Genomic DNA, 22,806 nt, shown 5'->3' with positions numbered 1-22,806 from the left:
GGGAGGGGGCATGTCTGGGAGAAACGGACATTAGGTCGTACAGTGGGGAAATGGGTGGGGAACCCTATTACGGTCCCGACTTCGGGTTGCTGCAGAGGCAGGACCCGGAGCTCGCACAGGTGCTGCTCGACGAGCTGGAGCGAGTGCGCGGCGGGATCCAGCTGATCGCGAGTGAGAACTTCACCTCGCCCGCCGTCCTCGCCGCCCTCGGTTCCACCCTCACCAACAAGTACGCCGAGGGCTACCCCGGACGGCGCTACTACGGCGGGTGCGAGGTGGTGGACCGGGCCGAACGGCTGGCGATCGAGCGGGCGCGCGAGCTGTTCGGGGCGGAGCACGCCAACGTGCAGCCCCACTCCGGCGCCTCCGCGAACCTGGCCGCCTACGCCGCGCTCCTGCAACCCGGCGACACCATGCTGGCCATGGCGCTCTCGCACGGCGGCCATCTCACCCACGGCTCCAAGGTGAATTTCTCGGGAAGATGGTTCGACGTCGTGTCGTACGGCGTGCGGCGTGACACCGAACTCATCGACTACGACGAGGTCCGGGATCTGGCCCTGCGGCATCAGCCGAAGCTCATCGTGTGCGGCGCCACGGCCTACCCCAGGCTGATCGACTTCTCGGTCTTCCGCGGCATCGCGGACGAGGTGGGCGCGTGGCTGATGGCCGACGTGGCGCACCCGATCGGGCTGATGGCCGGCGGCGCGATCCCGTCGGCGGTGCCGTACGCGGACGTCGTGACATTCACCACTCACAAGGCGCTGCGCGGGCCGCGCGGCGGGGCCATCCTGTGCACGGAGGAGCTGGCCGGGAAGATCGACCGGGCGGTGTTCCCGTTCATCCAGGGCGGGCCGTTGATGCACGTGGTGGCGGCCAAGGCGGTGGCGTTCGCGGAGGCGATGCGCCCGGAGTTCGCCGATTACACCAGGCAGGTGGTCGCGAACGCGCGGGCGCTGACGGAAGCGCTGGCCGGGCAGGGGATGCGGCCCGTGTCCGGCGGTACGGACACCCATCTGGCGCTGATCGACCTGCGGGATCTCAACGTGTCGGGCGCCGAGGCCGAGCGCAGGTGCGCGGCGGCCGGCATCACGCTCAACCGGAACGTGATCCCGTACGATCCCGAGCCCCCGTCGATCACGTCGGGGATCCGCGTCGGCACGCCGTGTGTGACCACCCAGGGCATGGGGCCCCAGGAATTGAAGGAGGTCGGGACGTTGGTGACCCGGGCGGTGCGACATCCGGCCGACGCTGGGGAGGTTCGGGAGAGAGTCTCGGCCCTTCTGGCCATCCATCAGCCATATCTCAGCGAATATTAAGCTGGTCTGTGTCGTTTTCCGGTCCCAGTGGGCCGGAGGATCCGGGAAACTAGGTCCGTGCGCGAATACCTGTTCATGGCGCTCATCGCCGCGGCGGTGACCTATCTGCTGGTCCCGTTGGTGCGCCGCTTCGCCATCCGCATCGGCGCCATGCCGGAGATTCGCGATCGCGACGTGCACACCACGCCGACGCCCAGGCTGGGCGGCCTGGCCATATACGGCGGCCTGGTCGTGGGGCTGCTGCTGGCCGGCCAGCTGACCCATTCGGGCGAGGCTCTGGCCGGTACGGGCGCCAATCCGGTGCCCGCGCTGATCATCGCGGGCGGGCTCATCACCTTCACCGGCTTCCTCGACGACTGGTGGGGGATGGACGCCCTCATCAAGCTCGCCGGCCAGATCGCGGCGGCCGGGGTGCTGGTCTTCTTCGACATGCGGCTGACCTCGATCCCGCTGCCGGAGAGCTGGGGCGGCTCGACCAGCCTCGACTACACGCTCAGCACGATCATCACCATCCTGGTCGTGGTCGTGACCATCAACGCGGTCAACTTCGTCGACGGGCTCGACGGCCTGGCCGCCGGGATCGTGTGCATCGCGGGCATGGCCACCTGGGCCTACTCGATCATCATCAGCCAGGACATCACCGGCAGCAACATCACCGCGACGGCCGCCATCGCCGCCGTCCTCATCGGCGCCTGCCTGGGCTTCCTGCCGCACAACTTCCACCCGGCGAAAATCTTCATGGGCGACACGGGCGCCATGCTGATCGGGCTCGTGCTCGCATCCTCCATCGTCACGGTGACGCCGGTGGACACGTCGGCCATCGTGGAGATGAACAAGTTCCCCGTGCTGCTGCCGCTGCTCGTCCCCGCGGCGGTGCTGGTGCTGCCGCTCATGGACCTGATCACCGCCGTCGTGCGGCGCACGTCGCAGGGCCTGTCGCCGTTCGCGCCCGACCGCGGTCACCTGCACCACCGGCTGATGGACATCGGCCACTCGCACCGGCGTTCGGTGCTCATCATGTACGCCTGGACGTTCCTGTTCTCGTTCGGCATCGTCGGCATGTCCAGGGTCGGCGTGCCCGTCCTGCTCTTCCCCGCGGTCATCGTGCTCGCCCTGGCCGTCCTGGTGCTGATGGCCCTGCCGCGCTGGCGGGGCAGGGGCGGGGCGCACGCGGCGCCACGCGACGACAACCCCGACGACGACGGGCCTCCCACGGGGCCGATGCCGCCGATCCTGCCCGAGGACCCCCAGGTCAGGAGACAGGCGCCGCCTTCGGACGGCGCTCGCGCGAGCGCCGAGGGTAAACCGGTCATTCCCGCCTTTCCGAGCCGTTCTTGATCGCGAACTAGAAACGGCAGGTAAAAGCGGTCTTCCGTGAGCTTGTGATATCTTTCACGAGCAGGGACTCCAGACCCACCGGTTCTGGAGGTAGCAAACGCTCGCTTGATAACTTGTTGATGGAGCACCGATGCAGGCCAACGACGTGCGCGTACTCAAGAGCGCCGCGATTCCGACCTTCGCGGTTGGGGTGGTCGCCGTGGCTGTGTCGCTCCTGACGGTTGGCGGCAAGGGAGCGCTGGGCGCCGCGATCGGCACCTTGCTCGTCGGGGTTTTCTTCAGCATCAGCGTGGTAGCGGTGTCCTATGCCGCTCGGGTCTCCCCCCAGATGATGGCGATCGCGGCGATGGTCAGCTACCTCGTCAAGGTCGTCGCCATCATGGTGGTGCTGGCCTCGTTCCGCGACACCACGGCCTGGAACACCCAGGCGTTCGCCTGGACCGTCGTGGTCTGCACCCTTGTCTGGACCGGCTTCGAAGTACGTGCCTTCATGAAGACCAAGATCCTCTATGTCGACCCCGAAGCCGGGGTCCCGGGGAAGGGCGATTCATGACGGCAGGTAAAACGGGCGGGGTCCGATATGACTAGTCCGCTACTTGCCTGCTATCGTCAAGGCCGCGATGAGCGCACACGAACGCCGACCCGAAAAGGACGGTCGCGACTTCGCCGACGCCATGTGGTCAGTCCCGAGCTACTTGATCGCCGGGATGGCTATCTACGGAGGCGCCGGCTGGTTGCTGGACCGGTGGTTGGACATGTCCGCGTTCTTCCCCATAGGCATCGTCCTGGGGCTGGTGCTCGGTGGCTACCTGGCATACCGGAAGTTCGGTCGCTAGCCCATACGGCAGTAGATCGCTTCGCTGAGGAAAACCCTTGTGATCCACACTACGACGTTGAAGGGAACGCCGCGTGATTGCGCTGACGGTCCTCGCTCCTCCTGAAGACCAGTTCCGGGCCCCCACGCCTGACGAGCTGTTCAACTCCTTTACCCCGATCATTCCCGGGGTCGACTGGTTCACCAAGCCGGTTCTTCTCGCCATCCTCAGCGCGGTCCTGGTGATCGGCTTCTGCTGGGCCGCCTTCGCCAACCCCAAGATCGTCCCGAGGGGTGTGCAGAACGTCGCCGAGTACGGCTACATGTTCGTCCGCGACCAGGTCGCCCGGCCCTTCCTGGGCAAGGACGCCGACCGGTGGATGGGCCTGCTGCTGACGCTGTTCTTCCTGGTCTTCATCTGGAACATCATGGGTGTCATCCCGATTCTCCAGTTCCCGGTGGCCTCGCACATCGCGTTCCCGATCGTCCTCGCGGGCTCGATCTACGTGCTCAAGGTCTACCTGGGCATGAAGCACCAGGGCCCGATCGGCTACTTCAAGAACCTGATGTTCCCGCCGGGACTGCCCAAGCCGATCTACCTGCTGCTCTCGCCGATCGAGTTCCTGTCGAACCTGATCATCGCGCCGTTCACGCACGCGGTCCGACTCTTCGCGAACATGTTCGCCGGCCACATGCTGCTGGCGTTCTTCAGCATGGTCGGCTTCTGGTTCCTGTTCGAGAAGCTGACGCCGCTCGGCGCCGGGGTGGGCGTGATCGGCGTGGTCATGACCATCGTCTTCACGGCCTTCGAGATGTTCATCCAGTTCCTGCAGGCATTCCTCTTCGCGATGCTGGCCTCGATGTACATCGGCAACGCGCTGCACCCAGATCACTGAGATCCACGTACCGGAATATCCATGACCGGTGAGACTCCGCTTCACCGGCCGTCCAGTAAAGGAATACAGCAATGAGCGTTCTCGCTGAGGTCTCCGGCAACGTCACCGCCATCGGTTACGGTCTCGCCGCCATCGGCCCCGGCATCGGCGTCGGCATCATCTTCGGTCAGGGCGTGCAGGCCATCGCGCGTCAGCCCGAGGCTTACGGCCTGATTCGCCAGAACATGCTCCTCGGCTTCGTTCTCACCGAGGCCCTCGCCCTGCTCGGTCTGGTCGCGCCGTTCATCTTCGCGAACATCTAAGGCCAGAAGAAACCCCTGACGAAAGGCTGCAACCATGACTAAGGCAGCTACGCTCCTCGCGGCGGAAGAGGGCGCTAACCCGCTCATTCCGCACACTTTCGAGCTCGTCGTCGGCATCTTCTCGTTCCTCGTCGTCCTCGTCGTCGTCGGCAAGATCCTCGTCCCGCGTATCCAGAAGACGCTGGGCGAGCGCACCGACGCCATCGAGGGTGGCATCAAGAGAGCCGAGGAGGCCCAGGCCGAGGCGCAGGCCCTGCAGCAGCAGTACCGCGACCAGCTGGCCGAGGCCAGGCACGAGGCGGCCCGGCTGCGCGAGGAAGCTCGCGAGCAGGCCGCGCAGATCAAGGCCGAGCTCCGTGAGGAGGCGCAGGCCGAGGCCCGCCGCCTCGTCGAGGCCGCGCACGCGCAGATCGAGGCGGACCGCCAGGCGGCCTTCGCCCAGCTCCGCACCGAGATCGGCCGTCTGTCGACCGATCTGGCCGGCCGCATCGTCGGCGAGTCCCTCGAGGACGAGGTCCGGCAGAGCCGCATCGTCGACCGGTTCCTCGACGAGCTCGAGTCCACGCCGCAGGCGGTGCGCTAATGCGAGGTCTGAGCAGGACGTCGCTGGCAGAGGTCGAGGAGCGGTTCAACGCGGTGGCCGGCAGTGCCGACCTCGGGACGCTCTCCGACGAGCTGTTCGCGATCGCGGATCTGCTCGACCGCGAACACGGCCTGCGCCGGGCGCTGTCCGACCCGGCCAGGCCCGGCGAGCAGAAGGCGGCCACCGTGCGCGCGCTGCTCGCGGGCAAGGTCAGCGAGGCCGCGATCGCCACGACCGAGGCCGCGGTCTCGGTCCGGTGGTCGCGGGCCGGTGACCTGGCCGACGCGATCGAGCGGCTCGGCGTCGTCGCCGCGGCCGCGGAGGCGGAGAGCCAGTCCAGGCTCGACGACGTGGAGGACGAGCTCTTCCGCTTCGGCCGCATCGTCGCCGCCAACCCCGACCTGCGTCGCGCGCTCGCCGACCAGGCCGCGCCGGAGGCGGGCAAGGAGCAGCTGCTCGGCGACCTGATAGGCAGGAAGGTCGCTCCGACCAGCCTGCGCCTGCTCAAGCAGGTCGCAGTGCATCCGCGTGGGCGTAGCCTGGAGTCGGGCCTGGAGGAGTTCATCCAGCTCGTGGCCCAGCAGCGCCAGCGCCTCGTGGCGGTGGTACGTAGCGCGGTCGAGCTGACCGAGGCGCAGAAGCAGCGCCTCACGGCGTGGTTGAGCGCCTCCTACGGCCGTGACGTGCACCTGAACGTCGAGGTGGACAAGCGAGTGCTCGGTGGGTTCTCGGTCCGCATCGGCGACGAGATCATCGACACCACCATTGTGGGACGAATCGAAGAAGTCCGCCGCCGGTTGGCCGGCTAGGCGAATAGGGAGACAGAGTAGAGATGGCGGAGCTTACGATCCGGCCGGACGAGATCCGGGACGCGCTTGAGCGCTTCGTCCAGGCGTACGAACCGGAAGGCGCCGCGCGCGAGGAGATCGGGACCGTCGTCGACGCCGGCGACGGCATTGCCCATGTCTCCGGCCTTCCCTCGGCGATGGCGAACGAACTGCTCGAGTTCGAGGACGGCACGCGCGGCCTGGCGCTTAACCTCGACACCCGCGAGATCGGTGTCGTTATCCTGGGCGACTTCAGCAAGATCGAGGAAGGCCAGACGGTCCGCCGGACGGGCGAGGTCCTGTCCGTGCCCGTCGGCGACAACTTCCTCGGCCGCGTGGTCGACCCCCTGGGCATCCCGCTCGACGGCAAGGGCGCCATCGAGGCCGAGGCCGTTCGCGCCCTCGAGCTTCAGGCCCCCACCGTCGTCCAGCGGCAGCCCGTGAAGGAGTCGCTGGCGACCGGCATCAAGGCGATCGACGCCATGACCGCGATCGGCCGTGGTCAGCGCCAGCTGATCATCGGTGACCGTGGCACCGGCAAGACCGCGATCGCCGTCGACACCATCCTCAACCAGCGCGAAAACTGGGCCTCCGGTGACCCCACCAAGCAGGTCCGCTGCGTCTACGTCGCGGTCGGCCAGAAGGGCTCGACCATCGCGCAGGTGCGCGCTCGGCTGGAGGAGGCCGGCGCGATGGAGTACACCACCATCGTCGCCGCTCCCGCCTCCGACCCCGCTGGTTACAAGTACATCGCGCCCTACGCCGGCTCGGCGATCGGTCAGCACTGGATGTACCAGGGCAAGCACGTCCTGATCGTCTTCGACGACCTGACCAAGCAGGCGGACGCGTACCGCGCCGTCTCCCTGCTGCTGCGCCGCCCGCCGGGCCGTGAGGCATTCCCCGGCGACGTCTTCTACCTCCACTCCCGTCTGCTGGAGCGCTGCGCCAAGCTCTCCGACGACATGGGTGCCGGCTCCATGACCGGCCTGCCGGTCATCGAGACCAAGGGCAACGACGTCTCGGCGTTCATCCCGACCAACGTCATCTCCATCACCGACGGCCAGGTCTTCCTCGAGACCGACCTGTTCAACGCCGGTGTGCGGCCCGCCATCAACGTCGGCGTCTCGGTCTCCCGAGTCGGCGGCTCCGCGCAGGCCAAGGCCATGCGCAAGGTCGCGGGCACGCTGCGTCTGTCGCTGTCGCAGTACCGTGACCTGGAGGCCTTCGCGGCCTTCGCCTCCGACCTGGACGCCGCGTCCAAGGCTCAGCTGGAGCGCGGTCAGCGGCTGGTCGAGCTGCTCAAGCAGCCCCAGTACAGCCCGTTCTCGCTGGAGCGCGAGGTGGCCTCGATCTGGGCGGGCACCACGGGCGAGCTGGACGACGTGCCGATCGAGGACGTCCGTCGCTTCGAGTCGGAGTTCCTGGACTTCATCCAGGCCTCGCACAAGGGCATCTTCGACACCATCCGTGAGACCAGGGACCTGTCCGACGACACGGTGACCGCTCTGAAGGACGCTGTCACGGACTTCAAGAAGAGCTTCACCACCTCGTCGGGCGAGCTGCTGGTCAAGGACGAGCCGGTGGCGCCGCTGGGCGCCGAAGAGGTCGGCCAGGAGAAGATCAAGAAGGTCGTCCGTCCGGCGGAGAAGAAGTAGGACATGGGTGCCCAGCTAAGGCTGCTGCGGCGGCGGATCAGCTCGGTCAAGTCGACCGCGAAGATCACGCGCGCCCAGGAGCTCATCGCCTCCTCGCGGATCGTGAAGGCGCAGCTGCGGATGCAGGCGGCGCTGCCGTACGAGCGTGAGATCACTCGCGCCGTCACCGGCGTCGTCAGCAACGCGGCCAGCGTCGACCATCCGCTGACCGTGGCGAAGGAGAACCCCACCAAGGCGGGCGTCCTCATCGTCACCAGCGACAGCGGTTTCTGCGGCGGCTTCAACGCCAACGTGCTGCGCGAGGCCGAGGCCCTGCGCGGGCTGCTGGAGACCCGCGGCCTGACCGTGGTCCCGTTCGTCACCGGGCGCAAGGGTGTCACCTGGCACTCCTTCCGCGGCCGCGACATGGGCGGGCAGTGGGTCGGCTTCTCCAGGAACCCGTCCTACGCCGACGCCAAGGGGATCGCGCAGACGCTGATCGACTCGTTCAAGGACGAGAACGGGATCGACGAGATCCACATCGTCTCGACCGAGTTCGTCTCGATGCTGACCCAGAACGTCGTGGTCAAGCGTGTTCTGCCGCTGGAGGTCGAGGAGACCGAGGCGACGGAGACGACCGCGATCCCGCCGTACTTCGAGTTCGAGCCGACCGCTGCCGACGTGCTGGAGTCGCTCCTGCCGCGTTACGTGGAGTCGCGCATCTTCACGGCGTTGCTGCAGTCCGCGGCCTCCGAGGAGGCCGCGCGGCGGCGCGCGATGAAGTCCGCGACAGATAACGCCAACGAGCTGATGCGGGTGCTCACCCAGCAGATGAACCAGGCTCGCCAGGCCGAGATCACCCAGGAAATCAGCGAGATCGTCGGTGGCGCCAACGCGCTCGCTGACGCCGCAGCGGGGAAAGAGTGAAATGACTGCAGAGGCTGTTGAAACTGTAGAGGCCGCGGCGGCCGGCACAGGCCGCGTGGCACGTGTCACCGGCGCCGTCGTCGACGTGGAGTTCCCCGTCGAGGCGATGCCGGAGATCTATAACGCGCTCAAGGTCGAGGTGACCCTCGGCGAGGACACCAAGACCCTGACCCTGGAGGTCGCCCAGCACCTGGGTGACAACCTGGTCCGGACCATCTCGATGCAGCCGACCGACGGCCTGGTCCGCGGCCAGGCGGTGCAGGACACCGGCGCCCCGATCTCGGTGCCGGTCGGCGACGTCGTCAAGGGCCACGTGTGGAACGCGCTGGGCGAGACGCTCGACGTGCCGACCGCGTCGCTCAAGATCGAGGAGCGGTGGGGCATCCACCGTCCGTCGCCGCCGTTCGACCAGCTCGAGTCCCGTACCGAGCTGCTCGTCACGGGCATCAAGGTCATCGACCTGCTCACCCCGTACGTGCAGGGTGGGAAGATCGGTCTGTTCGGCGGCGCCGGCGTGGGCAAGACCGTTCTGATCCAGGAGATGATCCGCCGCGTCGCCCGTAACTTCGGCGGCACCTCGTGCTTCGCCGGTGTCGGCGAGCGCACCCGTGAGGGCAACGACCTCTGGCTGGAGATGGAGGAGGCGGACGTCCTCAAGGACACCGCGCTCGTCTTCGGTCAGATGGACGAGCCGCCGGGCACCCGTCTGCGGGTCGCCCTGTCGGCGCTGACCATGGCGGAGTACTTCCGCGACGTGCAGAAGCAGGACGTGCTGCTCTTCATCGACAACATCTTCCGCTTCACGCAGGCCGGTTCCGAGGTCTCCACGCTCCTCGGCCGTATGCCGTCCGCCGTGGGTTACCAGCCCACGCTGGCCGACGAGATGGGTGTGCTCCAGGAGCGCATCACCTCGACGCGCGGTCACTCGATCACCTCCATGCAGGCGATCTACGTGCCCGCGGACGACATCACCGACCCGGCCCCGCACAACGCGTTCGCGCACCTCGACGCGCAGACCGTTCTCTCGCGGCCGATCTCGGAGAAGGGCATCTACCCCGCGGTGGACCCGCTCGACTCCACCTCCCGGATCCTCGACCCGCAGATCGTGGGCGAGGAGCACTACCGGGTGGCCCAGGAGACCAAGCGGATCCTGCAGAAGTACCGCGAGCTCCAGGACATCATCGCGATCCTCGGTATCGACGAGCTGTCCGAGGAGGACAAGGTCACCGTCCAGCGGGCCCGCCGCATCGAGCGCTTCCTGTCGCACCCGATGTACGCGGCCGAGGCCTTCACCGGCCAGCCGGGCGAGACCGTTCCGCTGGACGAGACCATCGCCTCCTTCAAGGGCCTGTGCGCGGGTGAGTACGACCACCTGCCCGAGCAGGCGTTCTTCATGGTCGGTGGCATCGAGCAGGCCGTGGCCAAGGCCAAGGAACTCGAGCGTAGTTAATCGCCCTGCAGCGGGTCGTCTTCGGCGGCCCGCTGCACCTACGGTGGTGCTTTGGGGTAGGAACGGGGCACCACCACCAGATCGGAAAGGAACCTACACAAGTGGCGAAGCTACGCGTAGGGGTTGTCTCACCCGAGCGTGAGATCTGGTCGGGCGAGGCCGACATGGTGATTGCCAAGACCGTGGACGGCGAGATCGGTATTATGCCGCAACACGCACCTGTGCTCGGCGTCCTCGTCGAGGGCGGCGTGCTTCGCGTGAAGCGGGAGGGCGAAGGCGACCTCGTGGCGGCCGTGCACGGCGGTTTCATCTCCGTGGCCGACGACGAGGTGTCGGTGCTCGCCGAGGTGGCCGAGCTCGGTTCCGAGGTCGACGTCGCGGCTGCCCGTGACGCTCTCGATCGGGCTCAGGCCTCGATCGAGGCCGACCAGGAAGACGCCGACGCGGCGATCGAGGCCAAGCGTGCCAGGGCCCGGCTCCGCGCGGCAGGCGAAGAGGTTTAACAGATCAGGCTTTTGGGGGCGGCATGGCTACGACGGTTCTGATTCTCGTATTGTTTGCCGCCCTCATCGTCCTGCGCGGGGTCACGCTGGCCCGTTCCAGGGGAAGTGTGCCCTGTCGCCTGCGGGAGGGTGACCGGGGCTGGCAGAGCGGGGTAGCCCGCTACGCCGACGGGGAGCTCCACTGGATCCCGCTCCTGGGTGTGCGACTGAGGCCGCGCCACGCTATCGCGAGGCGCGGCCTCGTCGTTTCCGCCCGTCGCGAGATCGACGGCGGCCTTTACGCGGTCGACTGCGGCGGCACCACCCGCGGGATCTCGCTCGCGATGAGCGCCGACGCGATGACGGGCTTCCTCGCGTGGCTGGAGTCCGCGCCGCCCAGCGCCTACCTGGACGTCGCCTAGCCCGATCGAGGGCAGGCCGCACGTCTCAGCGGGTGCCGCCGGGCTTCCAGAGGATCTCCTCGCCCGCGTGGGCGACCCGGCAGGCGATGAAGAGCAGGTCCGACAGGCGGTTGAGGTATTTCGCGGTCAGCGCGTTCATGTCGTCGTGCGCCTGCAGGGCCGCCCACGTCGACCGCTCGGCCCTGCGGACGGTGACCCTGGCCACGTGGAGCGCGGCCGTCGCGGGGTCGCCGCCGGGCAGCACGAAGCTGCGCAGGGGCTTGAGGTCGGCGTTGAACCGGTCGCACTGCTCTTCCAGCCAGTCGATGTACGACTGCTCCACCCGCAGCGGCGGGAACTCCGGATTCTCCACCACCGGCGTGGCCAGGTCCGCCCCCACGTCGAACAGCTCGTTCTGGACGCGGGCGAGCACCTCGACGAGGTCCGCGGGCAGCGTGCGGAACGAGAGCGCGAGCCCCAGGTGGGCGTTGGCCTCCTCCACGTCGGCGTAGGCGGCCAGCCGTGGATCGGTCTTGGACGCCCGGCTCATGTCGCTCAGCGAGGTGGTGCCGTCGTCGCCGGCCCGGGTGTAGATCCGGGAGAGAACGACCGGTTTGTCCTTGTCGGCGCGCGTCATGGCTTCAGATTAATGACAAATGTCATCCGGAAGGGACGCGGGATCCATGTCGGGCCGGTGATTTACGCGACTAGCAGGGCGAACGCCTCCAAAGCCACGATTTACCCATGACGAAGGAGATGACCTGATGCTCGAGATCAGCGAGCTGCGCAAGCGCTTCGCGGGCGGCCCCGATTCCCCCGGCGGAAAGGTCGCACTGGACGGCATCAGCTTCACCGTACGGCCTGGCGAGATGTTCGGCTTCGTGGGCGCGAACGGCGCCGGCAAGACGACGACCATGCGCATCGTGATGGGCGTGCTTCAGGCCGACTCGGGCTCGGTGAGCTGGCAGGGCAGGCCGCTCGGCTACGACGACCGGCGGCGCTTCGGCTACATGCCGGAGGAGCGGGGGCTGTACCAGAAGATGCGGGTCGCCGAGCAGATCGAGTATTTCGGCCGTCTGCACGGTCTGAGCGCGCCGGCCGCGAAGCAGGCCACCGACGACCTGCTCGAGCGGCTCGGGCTCACCGAGCGCAGGGGCGACGCGGTGCAGACGCTCTCGCTGGGCAACCAGCAGCGCGTGCAGCTCGCGGTGGCGCTGGTGCACGACCCCGAGGTGCTGGTGCTGGACGAGCCGTTCTCGGGGCTGGACCCGATCGCGGTGGACGCGCTGGCCACGGCGCTGCAGGAGCGCTGCCGGGGCGGCGTGCCGGTGATCTTCTCCAGCCACCAGCTGGAGCTGGTCGAGCGGCTGTGCGACTCGGTGGGCATCGTCTCGGCCGGCCGCATGGTGGCCACCGGCACGGTGTCCGACCTGCGGGCGGCCGAGGGCGACACGCTGCGCGTGGTCGTCCGCGACCCGTCCCCCGGCTGGGCGGACGGCCTGCCGGGCACGGTCACCGTGAACGGCGACAGGCACGTCCTGCACACCACGGACGGCGACGACCAGGAGATCCTGCGCCGCGCGATGAAGGCGGGGCACGTCGAGCACTTCGGGGTCGAGCAGCCGACCCTCACCGAGATCTTCAAGGAGGCCGTGGCGTGAACGGACTGATGCTGGTCGCCCGGCGGGAGATCACCACGCAGGTGCGGACCAAGGCGTTCGCGATCGGCCTGCTCATCACGGCCGTGCTGGTGGCGGCGGTGACCTTCGCACCCAAGATCCTCGGCGGGCCGGACGAGTACACGCTCGGCACCGTCAACTCCCAGCAGCTCCCGCTGAAGGCCGCCGCGCCGGACGCGCAGATCGAGTGGCGCAGCTTCCCCGACGAGGCCGCCGCCAAGAAGGCCGTGCTCGACGGGGACGTGGACGCGGTGCTGGTCGACGGCACCCGGGTGCTCACGGACGGCGAGATCGACAGCCAGCTCGGCGTGCTCCTGCAGAGCGTCAACCGCGAGGTGAAGCTGGGCGCCGCGGGAATGTCGATCCCGCCGCTGAAGATGGAGTCCGTGGGCGCCGACACCCGCTACGAGTCCGCCCGCGCCGGGATCGCCGTGGTTCTCGTCCTCGTGCTCTTCATGCTGCTCATGGGTCAGGTCATGATGGTGGCCATGGGCGTGGTGGAGGAGAAGGGCAGCAGGATCGTGGAGATCCTGCTCTCCACGATCCGGCCGTGGCAGCTGCTCGGCGGCAAGATCATCGGGCTGGGCGTGCTCGGCCTGATCAACCTGGTCACGATCCTGGCCGTCGGCCTGGCCGCGTCCGCGGCCTCCGGGATCGCCTCCGACTTCCCGCCCGGGCTCCCGGGTCTGGTGGTGGGCGTGCTGGTGTGGTTCGTGCTCGGGTACGCCTTCTTCGCCACGCTGGCGGCCGCCCTCGCCTCGCTGGTCTCGCGCCAGGAGGAGGTGAGCAGCGTGATGACGCCGATGACCATGCTCATCATGGTCACGTACTTCGTGGCCTTCTACGCCACCAACGACCCGACGGGTACGCTGGCCACGGTCCTGTCGTACATACCGCCGTTCTCCGCCATGATCATGCCGGTGCGGATGGCGGCGACCGAGGTGCCGATGTGGCAGGTCGCGCTGTCGATGGGGGCCATGGCGCTGGCCGTGCTCGCGGTCCTGGGCTTCGGCGCCAAGATCTACGAGCGCGCCGTGCTCCGGACGGGGGCCCGGCTCAAGCTCGCCGACGTGCTGCGCGCGGGCTAGATGGACGCGATCAAGCGGGCGCGGCGCCTCACCTGGAAAGTGCTCCTCTCGAACTTCGTCGCGGTGTGGCTGCTGGTCATCCTGACCTCGGTGGTCGCCTTCGGGGAGGGGAGGCTCCAGTGGTGGCGGGCCGTGCCCGCCGTGATCGCCCTGATCTGTTTCACCTGGCTCTGCCCGCGCATCATCAGCGCGGCGCTGGATCGCCGCTACCCCGTCCGGGAGGTGGTGCTGGCGGGGGGCTTCGCCGTGGTCGCGGCGGCGCTGGGCGGGGGCGAGCCGTTCGGCTGGGGCTTCGTGCTCGTCTGCTGGCTGGGCCTGGCCACGCTCCAGGTCCCCAGGCGCACGGTCTACCTGCTGGCCGTCGGCACGTGGGCGGTGGGCGTCGGGATCGGCGTTTCGGCCGTGGCACTGGGGGCGGCCATCATGGGCACGGGCCTGAGCGTCGGTCAGGCGCTGGTCTTCTACGTGATCATGTACGCCGTCTGGTGCGCGATCATGCCGCCGTCCAACCGGATGTGGATGTGGATCTGGTCGCTCGCCGTACAGGCTCATGAGGGCCGCGAGGCGCACACGCGGCTGGCGCTGGCCGAGGAGCGGCTGCGCTTCGCCAGGGACCTGCACGACCTGGTCGGCCACCAGCTGTCCGCCATCGCCGTCAAGACCGAGCTGGCCGTACGGCTGTCGGACGTGGACGCCGACGGGGCCAAGGCCGAGATGACCGAGGTCAACGCACTGACCAGGAAGGCGCTCAGGGAGCTGCGGCAGGCCGTGCGCGGCTACCGCGAGCTTGACCTGGCCGCCGAGCTGAACAGCGTGAAAAGCGTGCTCGAAGCGGCCGGGGTCCGCTGCGAGGTGCACCTGCCCTACCGGGAGCTGCCCGACGGAGTGGCGCCGGTGTTCGCGTACGCGGTCCGCGAGGCGGTGACCAACGTGCTCAAGCACAGCACCGCGACGTTCTGCGACATCTCGATCCGCTTCACGGCGCAGGAGGCGGAGCTGAGCGTCCGCAACGACGGGGTGCAGCGGCGGCGGGCCGCCGACCTCGGGAGCGGGCTGACGGGCATGGGGGAGCGCCTGGCCGCCGTGGGCGGGAAGCTGGGCGCCCATCCGACGGAAGGCGGAGAGTTCATCCTGACCGCAGTCGTGTCACTTCCGCTGGGTGGGTAGGGGAGAGAACACGGGTTCACCTCTCTGAACGCTCCGCGTGCGGAGGTGACTACACCGTGTTGATTGAGGAGGTGGCATGCGCGTCCGGGGCAATCCGAGTGCCCAGGTGGTGCGGATCGGCGCCAGACTCGACGCCGGCACGTCGGCTGGTGTGCGGGAGCGCCTGCACGAGGCTCTCGATTCCGGTGAAGGCGACCTGATCCTGGATCTCTCCCGGCTGGAGATGATCGACGCGACCGGCCTCGGAGTGCTGGTGGGCTCGCATCGGCGCGCGCTCAGCGTGCAGCGCCGCCTCGTTCTTCGGGGGGTGCCCCCGCGGATCATGCGGATACTCGCGGTGACCCGGCTGAATCGGGTGCTGCACATGGAGGTTCCCGCGGCCGCGGTGGCCTGATGTGACATATCGAGAGCGGGCAACGATCAGCCGTTGCCCGCTCTTTTATTGTGTGCCGCAAAATGGTGATTCCGGGCCGTCCATTATGAATGGCCGGCGAATGGTCACGGTGTGCCGAGGCTGCGGATGAAGATGTGCACGGCCACGTCGGCGAGTTCGTCGATCGGCGGCTGCTCGTCCGAGTGCAGCCACTCGATGAGTAACTCTTGTAGCGCTCCAATTACTCCGAGTGCCACCAGTCGCCGATTCAGCCCCGCAGCGTGGGGGAAATCGGCCGACGCCTCCTCGACCAGCCGCGCGAACGCGTCCACCGCGCGTTGACGGGACAGTGTCAGGACATCTCCTGATCGGCGAACCTCAACATGCATGATGCGGGCCCGTCGCCAGTCCGCCGTGGTGAACTCGATATAGGCGCGAATCCCCGCCTTGACTCGATCGTCAAGTGTCTTCGGCGCCTCCTGGACCGCCTTGGCCACCACGGCCAGGCTTTCTTCCACGCAGCGCTCGTGCAGCGCTTGGAGGAGTTCCTCGCGTCCACCGAAACATTCGTAGAAGGCGCGGTTGGAGATCCGCGCCTCCGAGCACAGCCTTTCGATGGTCGTCGCCGTGAACCCCGGCTTCGCGTATAGCGTGTAGGCGGCCGTCATCAGCCGCTCCCGTCTGTCTGCCAGCCTTTGCTCAGCCGACATTCCCCGGTAAGACCGGTTCACATTCCACCCGTCCAACATGATCGTGGCCCCCAGAGCACACAATTATGGACGGATGATCCGTTTTGGGAAAGGGTAAGAATGTTATCTTTTACGTCGCCCATGCAAGAAGGTCACGAGCCTGATCAGCCGCTCAAGCTCGGAGGGCCCTCGGGTGAACGAGGTCAGGTTCATCCCCGGCATCGCGAAGCGCTGGCGGGAGATCGCTTTGGGCCTGGCGAACTCGCGTAGACCGTCGGCCCCGTGGATCCGTCCGAACCCCGAGTCTCCCACTCCGCCGAAGGGCAGCGCAGGCACTCCGGCGAATGAGATGACCGAATTGATGGCGGTCATCCCGGTACGCATCCTGCGGGCGAGCTCCATCGCCCTGCGCGTGTTCCCGGAAAAGATTGTCCCGCCCAGGCCGTACGCGGAGGCGTTGGCGAGCTCCAGGGCCTCCTGGGCGTCGCGGGTGCGGCGGACGGTGATCGTCGGGCCGAACGTCTCCTCGCGCACCGCGGGGGAGTCCTCCGGCACGTCCTCGACGATCACGGGCTCCACGTAGGGAGCGCGGACGGAGTCGGGGCCACCGGTCACGATTTTTCCGGACTTGGTGGCGTCGTCGATGTGGCGCCGGATGATGTCCACCTGGCCCGGCATCGTGATCGGGCCGTAGTCCTCGCCGGCCCTCACCTTTGTCACCCGGCCGGACAGCTCGCGCATGAAACTTTCATAGACGGCGTCGACGACGTAGACGCGTTCGACGCCCACGCAGGTCTGGCCGGCGTTGGACATCGCGCCCCACAGGCAGGCGTCGGCGGCCCTGGCGAGGTCGGCGTCGGCGTCCACGATGAACGCGTCCTTGCCGCCGCACTCGGCCACGATGGGCGTCAGGTTCTCGGCGCAGGCCGCCATGACCCGCTTGGCGGTGGCGGTCGAGCCGGTGAACGCCACCTTCCCGACCCTCGGATCGGCGGCCAGCGCGGCCCCGGTCTCGCCCAGCCCGGTCACGGCCTGGAACACGGGATGCTCGGGCACCGACTCCGCGAACAGCTCGGCCAGCCGCACGCCGATGCCCGGGGTGAGCTCGCTGGGCTTGAACACCACGGCGTTGCCGGCGGCGAGGGCGTAGGCGATGGAGCCCATGGGGGTGAAGACCGGGTAGTTCCACGGGCCGATCACCCCGACCACGCCGAGGGGGAGGTATTCGAGCGTGGCGGCCAGGTTGAGGCCGACCATGCCGGTGCTCACCCGGCGGCGGCCCAACACCTTGCGGGCGTTGCGGGCGGCCCAGTCGAGGTGGGTGATCGCCAGCACGATCTCCAGCGTCGCGTCGCCCACCGGCTTGCCCGTCTCCTCGTGCACGAGCCCGCTCAGCTCTCTCAGGTGCCTGGTGAGGACGGCCTTGTAGTCGAGCAGCCGCTGCCTGCGCGCGGCGTGGCCGAGCCCGGCCCACCAGGCCGCCGCCTCGGCCGCGCGGCCCACGGCCGCGTGTACGGCGTCGGGGCCCTGCCGGGGATGGGTGCCGACGACCTCACCGGTCGCCGGGTTGAGCGAGTCGAACGTGAGCGTCGTCATGACGTCACGATAGTCCGGTAAGCCATCGCTTACTAGAGAGCTCTCCGCAGTAGGACGATCGCGCAGAGTGCTGTCTCGCCGCGGCGGGACGTGCGTTAGGGAATTGGCGGGCCGGGCCCCATTCGTGTGAATATGTGGCGCGATTCCAAAGCCCTTTATTTCAACCGTGGGGGGCTGTGCGGGTTCTGTTCACGACCTATGGCGAGCCGGCCCGAGTTCGTGGACACCACTACCCGAGCCAGTCTCATCTGGCGGTCGGCCGGTTCACCGTCGACCGGCTCCACGCGCAGGTCCCAGGGCTCGCGCGCGGCGCCCGCCGCCGTCAACACGATGAGGCCGAGCACCCTTGAGAAAATCGAGGTACAGCATTCAACGGGTCACGGACAGCTTGTCAGGGGATGAGTTCGGCGTTAGAACAGAGTCGGATTTTCCGGCTCGATGCCGCGCAGCCCGTCGTAGTCGAGGGTGACGCAGTCGATGCCGCGGTCGGTGGCGAGCACGCGCGCCTGCGGCTTGATCTCCTGTGCCGCGAAGACGCCGCGCACGGGCGCCAGCAGCGGGTCGCGGTTGAGCAGCTCCAGATAGCGCGTGAGCTGCTCGACGCCGTCGATCTCCCCCCGCCGCTTGATCTCCACCGCCACGGTCGCCCCCAGGCCGTCCCGGCACAGGATGTCCACCGGCCCGATCGCCGTCATGTACTCGCGCCGGATCAGCGAGTAGCCGTCCCCCAGCGTCGTGATGTGCTCGGCGAGCAGCTCCTGCAGGTGAGCCTCCACGCCGTCCTTGATCAGCCCGGGATCGACGCCCAGCTCGTGGCTGGAGTCGTGGAGGATCTCCTCCATCGTCAGGACCAGCTTCTCGCCGGTCTTGCCGTGGGTGACGGTCCAGGTGCCGTCGCCCTCCTTGAGCTTGCACGGCGGGTTCATCCAGTTGAGCGGCTTGAAGGCGCGGTCGTCGGCGTGAATGCTCACGCTCCCGTCCGCCTTGATCAACACGAGTCGGGGCGCCATGGGGAGGTGCGCCGTGAGCCGTCCGATGTAATCCACGCTGCATCGCGCGATGACCAGCCGCATGACGCCCCACCTTAGCGGCTCTGGAAAACTGGACGCATGGCGTTCGAACGGGTGGGAGTGGTCGGGCTCGGCACGATGGGAGCCGGGATCGCCGAGGTGTTCGCGCGGGCCGGCCTGCGCGTGATCGGGGTCGAGGCCGACGCCGAGGCGCTGGCCAGGGGTCGCGGGCATCTCGAGCGCTCCACCGGCAGGGCCGTCGACAAGGGCAAACTGGCCCCCGGGCAGCGCGACGAGATCCTCGGCCGCATCACGCTGACCACCTCGCGCGAGGACCTGCGGGACGTCGATCTGGTGGTGGAGGCGATCCCCGAGATCCTCGACTACAAGATCGCGTTGTTCAAGGACCTCGACCGGATCTGCGAGCCCGGGACCGTCCTGGCCACCAACTCCTCCTCGCTGTCCGTCACCGCCATCGCCGCCGCGACCGGCCGCCCGGGGCAGGTCGTGGGGATGCACTTCTTCAACCCGGCGCCGGTGATGAAGCTGGTCGAGGTCGTGGGGACGGTGGTGACCGCGCCCGGCCTCGTGGCGGATGTCGCGGCGCTGGCGGGCAGGCTGGGCAAGACGGCCGTGCCGGTGGGCGACCGGGCCGGGTTCGTGGTCAACCGGCTGCTGCTGCCCTACCTCAACCAGGCAGCGGCGCTCATGGAGCTGGGCGTGGCCGGGCGCGACGACATCGACGCCGCGATGAAGCTGGGCGTGGGGCTGCCGATGGGGCCGTTCACGCTGCTCGACCTGATCGGCCTCGACACCGCGTACGGGGTGATGGAGGTGCTGTTCGACGAGACGCGCGACCGGCGGCACGCGCCCGCGCCGCTGCTGCGCGAGCTGGTCACGGCCGGGCTGCTGGGCCGCAAGTCGGGCCGGGGCTTCTACGGCGACTCGCCGCAGGAGGAGCCGGCGAAGTCGAGGCTGGGCACGTTCGGCGTGGCCGGGGCCGGCGGTGACGGGCTGGCGGAGCGGCTGCGGGCGGCCGGGTTCAAGGAGTCCGAGGACCCCGACGTCGTGCTGCGCCTGGCCGACCGTCCCGTGATCGAGCACGCCGTACGCCTCCCCGACCCCGCCAGGATGGTCGGCGTGCACCTCGCCGGCGACCAGGTGGCCGAGCTGGCCGCCACGGTGCTGACCTCGGAGGAGGCCGCGAGCGCCGCCAGGGATCTGGTGAAGATCGCCGGGCTGACGCCGGTGCCGTGCAAGGACCGGGCGGGGTTCGTGGTCGACGCCCTGCTGTTCCCCTACCTCAACGACGCCGTGCGGATGCACGACTCCGGGTACGCCTCGATCGACGACATCGACGCGGCCATGCGCCTGGGCTGCGGCTATCCCGCCGGGCCGTTCGAGATGCTGGAGTCGCTGGGCCTGGCGAAGGTCCGCGACGGGCTGAGAGCCCTCTACGCCGAATACCGCGAGCCCGCCTTCGCGCCCGCCCCTCTGCTCGACCAGCTCGTCACCGCCGGCGTCAGCCGATTCCCGCGTCCATGAGCCCACGCCGCGCCCGCCGCAGGGAGTCCTCCCGTCCCTTCGGCTTCCCGACCGGGCTGGACAAAGTGGAGGAATGGCCCGACGGCGAGTGGAAGGTGCGCATGCTCACCGGCGCCTCCTCGACCAAGGACTACCGATGTCCGGGCTGCGACCAGGAGATCCGCAGCGGCCAGTCGCACCTCGTCGCCTGGCCCAACTGGCCGGGAGGCGACGAGGAGCGCCGTCACTGGCACACCGCCTGCTGGCGCAAGAGACTCGACCGCGGCCCCGGCCGCACCCGTTATTGAAGGGAACCCCCGAAGTGGAGATTCGCGCGGCCACCGTGCTGCCCGCCCGGCGCGAGCCGATCGAGCTGGAGACGGGCGACGGCCTGACCCTGGTCGGTGAGCTGGCACTGCCCCTCGACCGTCCCCCCGTCGCGACGCTGGTGACGCTGCACCCGCTGCCCACCCACGGCGGGTTCATGGACAGCCACGTCTACAAGAAGGCCGCCAACCGGCTGCCCGCCCTCGCCGACCTGGCCGTGCTGCGCTTCAACACCCGGGGCACGTCCTCCGAGCGCGGCACCTCGGAGGGGACGTTCGACGGGGGAGAGGGCGAGCGGTTCGACGTGGCGGCGGCGCTGGAGTACGCCGAGTACCACGACCTGCCCCAGGTGTGGGTGGTCGGCTGGTCGTTCGGCACGGAGCTGACGCTGAAGTGGGCGCACGACCCGCTGGTGGAGGGCGCGATCCTGCTCTCTCCCCCGCTGCACCGGGCCACCGACCACGACCTGGACGCCTGGGCGCGGTTCGGCCGGCCGCTGACGGTGCTGGTGCCCGAGTTCGACGACTACCTGCGGCCCGAGGAGGCCCGCGCGAGGTTCGCGAGAGTGCCCCAGGCGGAGGTCATCGGGGTGGACGGGGCCAAGCACCTGTGGGTGGGGGAGCCGTACGTCCGCATCGTGCTGAACGAGATCGTCAAGCGGGTCAACCCGGCCGCATCGCCGCTGCCCACGGACGTCTGATGTGCCATGACGGAAATTTCCGGACAAATCATGTTTATGAAGGAAATTTGAGCAGAATGAGCAAAACTCTAGACCTCTCGTGTTGTCAGAGTGAAAATCCGATCGTCAACCGAAGATCGTGGAGACGCCGGGCGGGTATGCCTTCTCGCGCGTAACCCCTGCTCACCATGGGTGAGGACGTATGCGGGCAGTTCGTGGGTTGGTTGCGGCGGCGTTAGCTTTCACGATCTTGGCGGTGCCTGACCCGGTGCCCGCCGTCGCGGCGAAGACAGTGGAACCACCGCAGACCGTCCAACCACCCGAGGACTCCGCGCTCACCCTCGCCCGCAGCACCGGCAAGCCCGTCGAGGTGGAAACACAGCGCAGCGAGACCCGCCAGGTCTGGGCCAAGCCCGACGGCACGTTCACCCTGGAGCAGTACGTCCGCCCGGTGCGCGTGCGCAAGTCCGGCGGCTGGGTCCCGGTGGACACCACGCTCCGCCTGCGCCCGGACGGCGCGGTCGAGACGGTCGCCACGGCGGCCGACCTGACGTTCTCCGGCGGCGGCTCCGGACCGCTCGCCCGCATGGCGCGCGGCGCCAAGTCCCTGGAGCTGGGCTGGCAGGGCACCCTGCCCAAGCCCACGCTGAACGGCGACACCGCCACCTACCCCGAGGTCATGCCGGGCGTGGACCTGCAGGTCACCGCGGACGTGGACGGCTTCTCCCACATCCTGGTGGTCAAGTCCCGGGAGGCCGCGGCGGGCCTGACCGAGCTCGCCTACCCCCTCTCGGTCACCGGCCTGTCGGTGAAAACGGACAAGGCGGGCAACCTGGAGGCCGTCGACGAGAGCGGAGGGACGATCTTCATCGCGCCCACGCCGAAGATGTGGGACTCCGAGGGCATCGCCGGTCTGAAGGCGCTCAGGGAAGGCCGTTCCCCGGAGGCCCGCGAGTCCGCGATGGGCGTGGAGCTGGCGGGCAGGCAGCTGCGGCTGAAGCCGGACAGGAAGATGCTGGCGGATCCGAAGACCAAGTTCCCCGTCTACCTGGACCCGTACTTCTCGGCCTCGCGAGGCTCGTGGACGGCGGTCTGGAGCAACTGGCCCACCTCCAACTATCTCAACTCCAGCGACATCGCCCGGGTCGGCCACATCAGCTCCACCCAGACGAACCGCTCGTTCTTCCAGATGGCCACCGGCGCGACCATCCACGGCAAGCAGATCATCAAGGCGACGCTGCGCACGTATGAGACGTGGTCGTACTCCTGCAGCGCCCGCAAGGTGGAGGCCTGGGGGACCGGCGCGATCAGCAAGAGCACCACCTGGAAGAACCCGCCGGCGAAGACCAGGTTGCTCTCCACGGTGAACGTGGCCAAGGGCTATGGCACGGGGTCCTGCGCGCCCGGCGGTGTGGAGTTCGACGTCACGTCGTGGGCCGCCGACGCCGCCGCCAAGAAGTGGAACACCATGACCATCGGTCTCTATGCCACCAGCGAGACCGACCTCTGGGCCTGGAAGAAGTTCAAGAACAACCCGGTCGCCGTCATCGAGTACAACTCGATCCCGACCGACCCAGTGGCCGCCGACGCCTGGTCGGACCCGGGCGGCCCCTGCGTCTCCGGTGACGGGCGGCCGGTCATCAGCACGGCCACTCCCAAGCTGTGGGCCAAGCTCAAGGACACCGACAACTCGGTCAAGGGCCG

The 22,806-nt window shown here is 68.5% G+C and carries 25 protein-coding genes; 21 read left to right on the top strand and 4 right to left on the bottom strand.

The window, feature by feature from the left end:
• The first annotated feature begins 50 nt into the window (after positions 1 to 50).
• The 13 genes from ACWDRB_RS33875 (at position 51) to ACWDRB_RS33815 (ending at position 10,991) form a co-directional block, all read left to right on the top strand.
• The gene (locus ACWDRB_RS33875) at positions 51 to 1,316 is read left to right on the top strand and encodes a serine hydroxymethyltransferase (RefSeq protein ID WP_350730012.1); all 1,266 of its coding nucleotides are present in this window, start codon (positions 51 to 53) and stop codon (positions 1,314 to 1,316) included.
• 57 nt (positions 1,317 to 1,373) lie between these two features.
• Entirely contained in the window at positions 1,374 to 2,654 is a 1,281-nt protein-coding gene (locus ACWDRB_RS33870) for a glycosyltransferase family 4 protein (protein WP_449900570.1), read from the top strand.
• A 130-nt stretch (positions 2,655 to 2,784) separates the two neighbouring features.
• On the top strand, positions 2,785 to 3,207 hold the full coding sequence (locus ACWDRB_RS33865; RefSeq protein WP_397369729.1) for a hypothetical protein: 423 nt from the start codon (positions 2,785 to 2,787) through the stop codon (positions 3,205 to 3,207).
• 121 nt (positions 3,208 to 3,328) lie between these two features.
• Positions 3,329 to 3,490 (top strand): AtpZ/AtpI family protein, encoded by a 162-nt coding sequence (locus ACWDRB_RS33860; protein ID WP_364244820.1) that lies wholly within the window; start codon positions 3,329 to 3,331, stop codon positions 3,488 to 3,490.
• Between the two features lie 73 nt (positions 3,491 to 3,563).
• Complete coding sequence (gene atpB / locus ACWDRB_RS33855) at positions 3,564 to 4,364, top strand: F0F1 ATP synthase subunit A (protein WP_449900568.1); 801 nt, start codon at positions 3,564 to 3,566, stop codon at positions 4,362 to 4,364.
• A gap of 71 nt (positions 4,365 to 4,435) precedes the next feature.
• Positions 4,436 to 4,666, top strand: a complete 231-nt coding sequence (atpE, locus tag ACWDRB_RS33850) for an ATP synthase F0 subunit C (protein WP_344876161.1) — start codon at positions 4,436 to 4,438, stop codon at positions 4,664 to 4,666.
• A 34-nt stretch (positions 4,667 to 4,700) separates the two neighbouring features.
• Positions 4,701 to 5,249: a F0F1 ATP synthase subunit B gene (locus ACWDRB_RS33845; RefSeq protein ID WP_397369727.1), complete on the top strand. Its 549-nt coding sequence runs from the start codon at positions 4,701 to 4,703 to the stop codon at positions 5,247 to 5,249.
• Positions 5,249 to 6,058, top strand: a complete 810-nt coding sequence (locus ACWDRB_RS33840) for a F0F1 ATP synthase subunit delta (RefSeq protein ID WP_397369726.1) — start codon at positions 5,249 to 5,251, stop codon at positions 6,056 to 6,058. Before ACWDRB_RS33845 ends, ACWDRB_RS33840 begins: the two co-directional genes overlap by 1 nt.
• A gap of 23 nt (positions 6,059 to 6,081) precedes the next feature.
• Positions 6,082 to 7,731: a F0F1 ATP synthase subunit alpha gene (gene atpA, locus ACWDRB_RS33835; RefSeq protein WP_355191420.1), complete on the top strand. Its 1,650-nt coding sequence runs from the start codon at positions 6,082 to 6,084 to the stop codon at positions 7,729 to 7,731.
• Between the two features lie 3 nt (positions 7,732 to 7,734).
• A complete protein-coding gene (locus ACWDRB_RS33830; protein WP_364244773.1) occupies positions 7,735 to 8,637 on the top strand; it encodes a F0F1 ATP synthase subunit gamma in 903 nt (300 codons plus the stop codon).
• 1 nt (position 8,638) lies between these two features.
• Complete coding sequence (atpD, locus tag ACWDRB_RS33825; RefSeq protein ID WP_355191421.1) at positions 8,639 to 10,087, top strand: F0F1 ATP synthase subunit beta; 1,449 nt, start codon at positions 8,639 to 8,641, stop codon at positions 10,085 to 10,087.
• Positions 10,088 to 10,188: 101 nt separating this feature from the next.
• Entirely contained in the window at positions 10,189 to 10,590 is a 402-nt protein-coding gene (locus ACWDRB_RS33820; RefSeq protein ID WP_350730028.1) for a F0F1 ATP synthase subunit epsilon, read from the top strand.
• A gap of 23 nt (positions 10,591 to 10,613) precedes the next feature.
• Entirely contained in the window at positions 10,614 to 10,991 is a 378-nt protein-coding gene (locus ACWDRB_RS33815; RefSeq protein ID WP_364244776.1) for a DUF2550 domain-containing protein, read from the top strand.
• Between the two features lie 25 nt (positions 10,992 to 11,016).
• Here the strand turns inward: ACWDRB_RS33815 and ACWDRB_RS33810 are convergent, their stop codons facing one another.
• The gene (locus ACWDRB_RS33810) at positions 11,017 to 11,607 is read right to left on the bottom strand and encodes a cob(I)yrinic acid a,c-diamide adenosyltransferase (protein WP_357727568.1); all 591 of its coding nucleotides are present in this window, start codon (positions 11,605 to 11,607) and stop codon (positions 11,017 to 11,019) included.
• Positions 11,608 to 11,734: 127 nt separating this feature from the next.
• On the opposite strand from ACWDRB_RS33810, the gene ACWDRB_RS33805 reads away from it, so the two are divergent.
• From ACWDRB_RS33805 to ACWDRB_RS33790, 4 genes are all read left to right on the top strand, one after another.
• Positions 11,735 to 12,631 carry an ABC transporter ATP-binding protein gene (locus ACWDRB_RS33805; protein ID WP_449900558.1) on the top strand — a complete coding sequence of 299 codons (897 nt, stop codon included), beginning with the start codon at positions 11,735 to 11,737 and terminating at the stop codon, positions 12,629 to 12,631.
• Complete coding sequence (locus ACWDRB_RS33800; protein ID WP_449900556.1) at positions 12,628 to 13,737, top strand: ABC transporter permease; 1,110 nt, start codon at positions 12,628 to 12,630, stop codon at positions 13,735 to 13,737. The genes ACWDRB_RS33805 and ACWDRB_RS33800 overlap by 4 nt, the downstream gene beginning before the upstream one ends.
• Entirely contained in the window at positions 13,738 to 14,904 is a 1,167-nt protein-coding gene (locus tag ACWDRB_RS33795; RefSeq protein WP_449900553.1) for a sensor histidine kinase, read from the top strand.
• 76 nt (positions 14,905 to 14,980) lie between these two features.
• On the top strand, positions 14,981 to 15,298 hold the full coding sequence (locus ACWDRB_RS33790; protein WP_350730039.1) for an STAS domain-containing protein: 318 nt from the start codon (positions 14,981 to 14,983) through the stop codon (positions 15,296 to 15,298).
• A gap of 104 nt (positions 15,299 to 15,402) precedes the next feature.
• Here ACWDRB_RS33790 and ACWDRB_RS33785 read toward each other — a convergent pair whose 3' ends face one another.
• From ACWDRB_RS33785 to nucS, 3 genes are all read right to left on the bottom strand, one after another.
• A complete protein-coding gene (locus ACWDRB_RS33785) occupies positions 15,403 to 15,945 on the bottom strand; it encodes a TetR/AcrR family transcriptional regulator (protein WP_363962798.1) in 543 nt (180 codons plus the stop codon).
• Positions 15,946 to 16,089: 144 nt separating this feature from the next.
• Positions 16,090 to 17,562: an aldehyde dehydrogenase family protein gene (locus tag ACWDRB_RS33780; protein WP_449900551.1), complete on the bottom strand. Its 1,473-nt coding sequence runs from the start codon at positions 17,560 to 17,562 to the stop codon at positions 16,090 to 16,092.
• Between the two features lie 410 nt (positions 17,563 to 17,972).
• Positions 17,973 to 18,635 (bottom strand): endonuclease NucS, encoded by a 663-nt coding sequence (nucS, locus tag ACWDRB_RS33775; RefSeq protein WP_449900549.1) that lies wholly within the window; start codon positions 18,633 to 18,635, stop codon positions 17,973 to 17,975.
• Between the two features lie 36 nt (positions 18,636 to 18,671).
• Between nucS and ACWDRB_RS33770 the strand changes: the two genes are divergently transcribed.
• The 4 genes from ACWDRB_RS33770 to ACWDRB_RS33755 form a co-directional block, all read left to right on the top strand.
• On the top strand, positions 18,672 to 20,117 hold the full coding sequence (locus ACWDRB_RS33770; protein WP_449900547.1) for a 3-hydroxybutyryl-CoA dehydrogenase: 1,446 nt from the start codon (positions 18,672 to 18,674) through the stop codon (positions 20,115 to 20,117).
• Positions 20,114 to 20,404 (top strand): ATP/GTP-binding protein, encoded by a 291-nt coding sequence (locus ACWDRB_RS33765; RefSeq protein WP_319720101.1) that lies wholly within the window; start codon positions 20,114 to 20,116, stop codon positions 20,402 to 20,404. Before ACWDRB_RS33770 ends, ACWDRB_RS33765 begins: the two co-directional genes overlap by 4 nt.
• Before the next feature lie 14 nt (positions 20,405 to 20,418).
• The gene (locus tag ACWDRB_RS33760) at positions 20,419 to 21,123 is read left to right on the top strand and encodes an alpha/beta hydrolase (RefSeq protein ID WP_350730048.1); all 705 of its coding nucleotides are present in this window, start codon (positions 20,419 to 20,421) and stop codon (positions 21,121 to 21,123) included.
• Between the two features lie 235 nt (positions 21,124 to 21,358).
• Positions 21,359 to 22,806 (top strand): DNRLRE domain-containing protein (locus tag ACWDRB_RS33755; protein WP_449900544.1); only part of this gene is annotated, 1,448 nt, incomplete at its 3' end.

It is taken from the genome of Nonomuraea sp. NPDC003707 (assembly GCF_053587055.1).
Note: the sequence above shows the minus strand (reverse complement) of the source record. Positions and strands in the feature narration are given on the sequence as shown.